General features: G+C 67.9%; 4 protein-coding genes. 3 read left to right on the top strand and 1 reads right to left on the bottom strand.

Annotation, left to right across the window (positions count from 1 at the left end; translation table 11 throughout):
* A partial coding sequence (locus HNW77_RS16920; RefSeq protein ID WP_172159253.1) for a squalene/phytoene synthase family protein occupies positions 1 to 663 on the top strand: 663 nt, incomplete at its 5' end.
* 98 nt (positions 664 to 761) lie between these two features.
* Here HNW77_RS16920 and HNW77_RS16915 read toward each other — a convergent pair.
* Positions 762 to 1,637: an NAD(P)-dependent oxidoreductase gene (locus HNW77_RS16915; protein WP_172159252.1), complete on the bottom strand. Its 876-nt coding sequence runs from the start codon at positions 1,635 to 1,637 to the stop codon at positions 762 to 764.
* A gap of 355 nt (positions 1,638 to 1,992) precedes the next feature.
* Between HNW77_RS16915 and HNW77_RS16910 the strand changes: the two genes are divergently transcribed.
* The gene (locus tag HNW77_RS16910; RefSeq protein WP_172159251.1) at positions 1,993 to 2,946 is read left to right on the top strand and encodes a bifunctional enoyl-CoA hydratase/phosphate acetyltransferase; all 954 of its coding nucleotides are present in this window, start codon (positions 1,993 to 1,995) and stop codon (positions 2,944 to 2,946) included.
* A 321-nt stretch (positions 2,947 to 3,267) separates the two neighbouring features.
* On the top strand, positions 3,268 to 4,761 hold the full coding sequence (locus HNW77_RS16905; RefSeq protein WP_172159250.1) for a malate:quinone oxidoreductase: 1,494 nt from the start codon (positions 3,268 to 3,270) through the stop codon (positions 4,759 to 4,761).
* The last annotated feature ends 216 nt before the right edge of the window (positions 4,762 to 4,977 follow it).

Genomic DNA, 4,977 nt, shown 5'->3' with positions numbered 1-4,977 from the left:
GCGGTGGCGGGGCCGATGGCGGGGCTGATCCGCCTGCAATGGTGGCGCGACGTGGTGGAAAGCGGCAACGCCCAGCGCCACGAGACTGCCCGCGCCCTGCTGGCCCTGCTGGCGCAGGGGCAGGTGCGGCGCGATACGATCGAGGCCATCATCACGGCGCGCGAGGATGAACTCGATGGCCTGCCTGACCGCACACGCTGGCAGGCGGCCATGCTGGCGGGTGCCGGGGGCATGCAGGTGGCCATGGCCATGGCGGCAGGCATCGGGGATGGCCCGACGCTGGAGCGGGTGCGCCTGTATGGCGGGGTGTACGGTGTGGGGGCACTGGTGCGCTACCTGCCTGCCGTGCTGGCCGCGGGCCGCTGCCCGCTGCCTGATGACATGCTGGCCGAGGCCAACCTGTCGCGCGACGGGCTGCGCACCGGCCAGGCCAGCCCCGGCCAGGTCGCGGCCCTGCGGGGGGAACTGCGCCAGCAGGGGCAGGCCTGGCTGGCGCAGGCGCGTGAGGGCGGCCGCCTGCCGCGTCCGGCCCTGGCCGCAGGCCTGCCCGCGATACTTGGCCTGCGCGACATGAAAGCCCGCGCCCTGCCTGCCAGCCCGCCGCCGCGGGGCGTGGGCGACAGGCTGGCGGTCATGGCCGCGATGATGCGCGGGCGGATCTGAAAACCCGCTCTCTTGATGAAGACAAAAGTTTTTGGTGAAGCTTTTTTCAAATTGGAAAAAAGGCGACACCCAAAATTTCTGATACGGGCGCGCCTGCGTCAGGGCGTGTTGGCCACCGTGGCTTCCATCACGGCAAACAGGGCGGAATAATCCGCGTTGGGGTAGCGCCTGCGGGTGAGCGACAGGCCCTGCGTGGCGGCGGCCATGGCGGGGAGCGGCGCCATCTGCCGGGCTGCATCGGTCAGCAGCAGGCGCATGTCCTTCTGCATGAGGCGGGTGGGGAATTGCGGGCTGAAATCACCCGCCTTCGCGGCCTTGAGCTTGCGCTTGTGGTGCGGCGAGATGACCGGCACCGCGTCGAGCGCGTCATACAGCATGTCGCGCTCCAGCCCCGATGCCAGCCCATAGGTCACGCCTTCGGCCACCACGGCCAGCGTGGAGCCCATGATGCCGTTGATGACGAGCTTGAGCTTGGAGCCGCTGCCAGCGGGGCCTGCATGGATGGTCAGGCGGCCAATGGCGTCAAACACCGGCTGGGCGCGGCTGATTTCTGCGGCCGTACCACCGGCGAGTACCACCAGATTGCCCGATTCCGCCTCCGGCGTGCTGCCCGCCACGGGCGCGTCGATCACGGTCAGCCCCAGCGTCTTGCCCTGTTCGGCCAGGGCAACGGAGGTCTCGGGGGCGACGGTGCTGGTATTGATGAGTAGCCCGCCGGGCTTCATGCCAGCCAGCGCGCCCTCCGCGCCCTGCAGTGAGGCTTCGAGTGCTTCGTCATCAGGCACGCACACGATCACGATATCCGCCTCCTGCGCCAGCGCGCGCGGCGTGGGCACGAAGCGCGTGCTGCCATCGCCCCCCTTGCCCGAGGGGGTATAGGCCACGAGCCGGTAGCCCGCCCTGGCCAGATTGGCCCCCATGCGCGACGCCATGGCGCCAAAGCCGATAAAACCGATCAGGGAAGCGGTGGACATGAATGGTCTCCTTGATTGATGGCGGGCGCGGTTCAGGCCCGTGCCGGTATTGCGCCCCAGCATGCATGAGGGGCATGGGGCCTGTCACGGGGGCCTGTCACGGGGGCATGGGGCGCGCTGGCGGGCAGGTGATGGGCCCGGGTGATGGCGCCCGGATGATGGCTCCTTGGGCCTGAACGGTGGCGCGTGTCGGGGCGTGCCCGCAAACCGGGGCGGCGGGCGGTCACATCTGTGTCATGCGCGGCGGGTGCGGGTTGCGCCCTCGCATAAAGATGATGGCGGGCGGATACGGGGGGCTGTGGCATCAAGGGGAGCAGGCCCTGCCCGCAACCCGAAAGAAGGCCCGAAAGAAGCCATGATGCGTAGCCTGCGTTTTTTTGATGATCTGGCCCTGACCCTGTCCGGCCATGCCCCCATGCGGCTGGGGGTGGTCTATCCGTGCAGCCTGCCCGCCATTGAAGCCGCCGCCGAGGTGGCGCGCAACGCCCTGGCCCAGCCGGTGCTCATCGGCCCCGAGGCGCGGATCCGGCAACTGGCGGCCACGGCGGGCGTGTCGCTTGCGGGCTGCGCCTTCATCGACCTGCCCACGGCGGAAGAGGCGGCCCATCATGGCGTGCGCATGGCGCGTGATGCGGAGGTGGCGGCGTTGATGAAGGGTTCGCTGCATTCGCGCATTTTCCTGCATGAACTCGGCCACCATGAGGGCGGGCTGCGCACGGCGCGGCGCATGAGCCATGTCTATGTGCTCGATGCCCCGCAGGCCCCGCGCGTGCTGCTGGTGAGCGATGGCGCGGTCAATATCGCGCCCGACCTCGAATCCCGCCGCGACATCGTGCAGAACAGCATCGACCTGGCCCACATGCTGGGCATGGCGCAGCCAAAGGTGGCGCTGCTCTCGGCGGTGGAGATGGTCAATCCGGCCCTTCCTTCCACGCTTGATGCGGCGGTTTTGTGCAAGATGGCCGATCGCGGGCAGATTACGGGGGCGGTGGTGGATGGCCCGCTGGCGCTGGACAATGCCATCAGCCCCGAGGCCGCACGCTGCAAGGGCGTGGTCTCGCCCGTGGCGGGGCAGGCGGATATTCTGGTGGTGCCCGACCTCGAGGCCGGCAATATCCTGGCCAAGCAGATGACCTTCATCGGGCAGGCACGGGCGGCGGGTATTGTCATGGGCATGCGCGTGCCGGTCATCCTGACCAGCCGGGCCGACCCGGTGGCCGTGCGCGTGCTGTCATGCATGGTGGCGGCGGTGATGATCCGCCACGGCTATGGCGGGACTCCGCCCGCCAGCATGGACCAGTGCGGATGACGCCGCGCCGCGATGCGTGTAGGGAAGGCCAGCGCCTGCGTGCGGGCCGGTTTTTGCCCGCGCGCGGGCGATTGGGGCGGGGGCCATCAGGGCGGGAATATGGCGTCCTCGCGTAGAGATGATGCAGCGCCCCGGCGCACATGGTGGCAAGGAAAGGGCTGACAGTCCGGTTGCCCATCGTGCATGGGGCCGGCGCGCCGGGTGCCACCGGCGCCAACATGAATGTAATCAGGCCGGGTGTCCCGCGCCGCCGGGCGGGCTGCCCGGTCCAGCCGATGAACAGTCACGCAGCGGGTTTCCGATGCCGATCCGGAGAATGCCATGACCTCGAATCCCTCATCCGCCTCCACTTACGATGTGGTCCTGATTGGTGGCGGAATCATGAGTGCAACGCTCGGCGCCCTGCTGCGCCAGCTTGAGCCCGGCCTGTCCATCGCCCTGTTCGGGCGGCTTGATGACGTGGCGCTGGAAAGCTCGAATGGCTGGAACAACGCAGGCACCGGCCATTCCGCCCTGTGCGAACTGAACTACACCCCCCTGCGCCCCGATGGCACGGTGGACATCTCCAAGGCCGTGAACGTGAACGAGGCCTTTCAGGTTTCGCGCCAGTTCTGGTCCTATCTTGTCGAGACCGGGCAGATTGCCTCCCCGCGTGATTTCCTCAACCCCATCCCGCATATGAGCTTTGTGTGGGGGGCGGAGAATGTTGATTTCCTGCGTCGCCGTTACGCGGCCCTGCAGCAGCACCCGCTGTTTGAGGGCATGTCATTCACCACCGATGAAGGCCAGATGCGCCAGTGGATGCCGCTGGTCATGCAGGACCGCGCGCCCGGCCAGCCGCTGGCCGCCACATGGCACCCGGCGGGCACGGACGTGAATTTCGGCGCGCTGACCCACCGCCTGATCGACCTGCTGGCCAGCAAGCCCGGTTTTGACCTCAACCTCGCCCATGAGGTGGAGAACCTGACCCCCACGGGCGACGGGCAGTGGGATGTCGCGGTCCGTACCGTGCATGGCGGGGGCGAGCGCAAGGTGCGCGCCAAATTCGTGTTTGTCGGCGCAGGCGGCGGTGCGCTGCACCTGCTCCAGAAAAGCGGCATCCCCGAAGCCCGTGGCATTGGCGGCTTTCCCGTCAGCGGGCAGTTCCTGCGCTGCACCAACCCCGATGTGGTGAGCCAGCACCATGCCAAGGTCTATGGCAAGGCCTCGGTCGGCGCGCCGCCCATGTCGGTGCCGCATCTCGATACCCGCGTGATCGATGGCAAGCAGGGCCTGCTGTTCGGCCCCTATGCCGGGTTCTCGACCAAGTTCCTCAAGCAGGGGTCGTGGCTGGACCTGCCGCGTTCCATCCGCATGGACAATATCGGGGCGATGATGGCGGTCGCGCGCGACAACATGCCGCTGACCAGATACCTGATCCAGCAGGTCATGCAGTCCAACGAGGACCGGCTCAAGGCGCTGCGCGACTTCGTGCCCACCGCACGCAAGGAGGACTGGGAACTGATTACCGCAGGCCAGCGCGTGCAGGTGATCAAGAAGGACGCGAAAAAAGGCGGCGTATTGCAGTTCGGCACGGAGGTGGTGACCGGCGGCGGCGGTTCCATCGCGGGGCTGCTCGGGGCCTCGCCTGGGGCCTCCACCGCAGCACCCATCATGCTCACGGTACTGCAGCGCTGCTTTGCCGACCGCCTGCCGCAATGGGAGGCCCGGCTGCGCGAGATGGTGCCTTCCTACGGCAGGAAGCTGGGGCAGGATGCGGCTTTGTGCGCACAGGTGCGCGAGCGCACCCGCACTGCCCTGCAACTTGATGGCTGAGGGGCGCGTCGTGCCCTGCGATCATGAAGGGTTCTGGTGACGCTGTTTTTCACGAAGGTGCCACCCGGCAACTGCTCTTCCTTGGGCCGTGCCGAACAATGTCTCGAAAAAACCCGCCCGGACCAAAATCCGGGCGGGTTTTTTCGTATCAGTCGCCGTCCTGCTCGCTCATCTGGTCCGCCGGGTGGCGCACCGGGGGGGGGGGCGTTATGGCGG

It is taken from the genome of Komagataeibacter melomenusus (assembly GCF_013155395.1).
GTDB classification, from domain to species: domain Bacteria; phylum Pseudomonadota; class Alphaproteobacteria; order Acetobacterales; family Acetobacteraceae; genus Komagataeibacter; species Komagataeibacter melomenusus.
Note: the sequence above shows the minus strand (reverse complement) of the source record. Positions and strands in the feature narration are given on the sequence as shown.